The organism is Liquorilactobacillus cacaonum DSM 21116 (assembly GCF_001436735.1).
Classification (GTDB): domain Bacteria; phylum Bacillota; class Bacilli; order Lactobacillales; family Lactobacillaceae; genus Liquorilactobacillus; species Liquorilactobacillus cacaonum.
In genome coordinates, this window is sequence record NZ_AYZE01000010.1 from 1 (window position 1) to 565 (window position 565).

The following is a 565-nucleotide window of genomic DNA, read 5'->3' on the forward strand; positions in this document are numbered from 1 at the left end:
TTAGCGCCGATAGTAGTTGGGGGATCGCCCCCTGCGAGGATAGGACGTTGCCGTGCTTATATATATTCCGGCATAGCTCAGTTGGTAGAGCACCTGACTGTTAATCAGGTTGTCGACGGTTCGAGCCCGCCTGCCGGAGTTTGTTTTTAATTGCTGGAGAGTTGTCCGAGTTGGCCGAAGGAGCATGATTGGAAATCATGTAAACGGGTAATGACCTGTTTCAAGGGTTCGAATCCCTTACTCTCCGTAGCAGAATGACCCGTTGGTCAAGTGGTTAAGACACCGCCCTTTCACGGCGGTAACATGGGTTCAAATCCCGTACGGGTCATATTGGAGGATTAGCTCAGTTGGGAGAGCGTCTGCCTTACAAGCAGAGGGTCACAGGTTCGAGCCCTGTATCCTCCATAATATTACGGTCCTATAGTGTAGGGGTCTATCACGCCTGCCTGTCACGCAGGAGATCGTCGGTTCAAATCCGTCTAGGACCGTTTTATAATTTATATTTTCAAATGGCTCGGTAGCTCAGTTGGTAGAGCAATGGATTGAAGCTCCATGTGTCGGCAGT

General features: G+C 50.1%; 5 tRNA genes. All 5 read left to right on the forward strand.

The window, feature by feature from the left end:
- Positions 1-66 precede the first annotated feature (66 nt).
- Positions 67-139 (forward strand) — tRNA-Asn (locus FC80_RS03115).
- Between the two features lie 16 nt (positions 140-155).
- Positions 156-247: transfer RNA gene (locus tag FC80_RS03120), tRNA-Ser, on the forward strand.
- A gap of 9 nt (positions 248-256) precedes the next feature.
- A tRNA-Glu gene (locus FC80_RS03125) sits at positions 257-328 on the forward strand.
- Positions 329-332: 4 nt separating this feature from the next.
- Positions 333-405: transfer RNA gene (locus tag FC80_RS03130), tRNA-Val, on the forward strand.
- A 9-nt stretch (positions 406-414) separates the two neighbouring features.
- A tRNA-Asp gene (locus FC80_RS03135) sits at positions 415-488 on the forward strand.
- Positions 489-565: the final 77 nt, after the last annotated feature.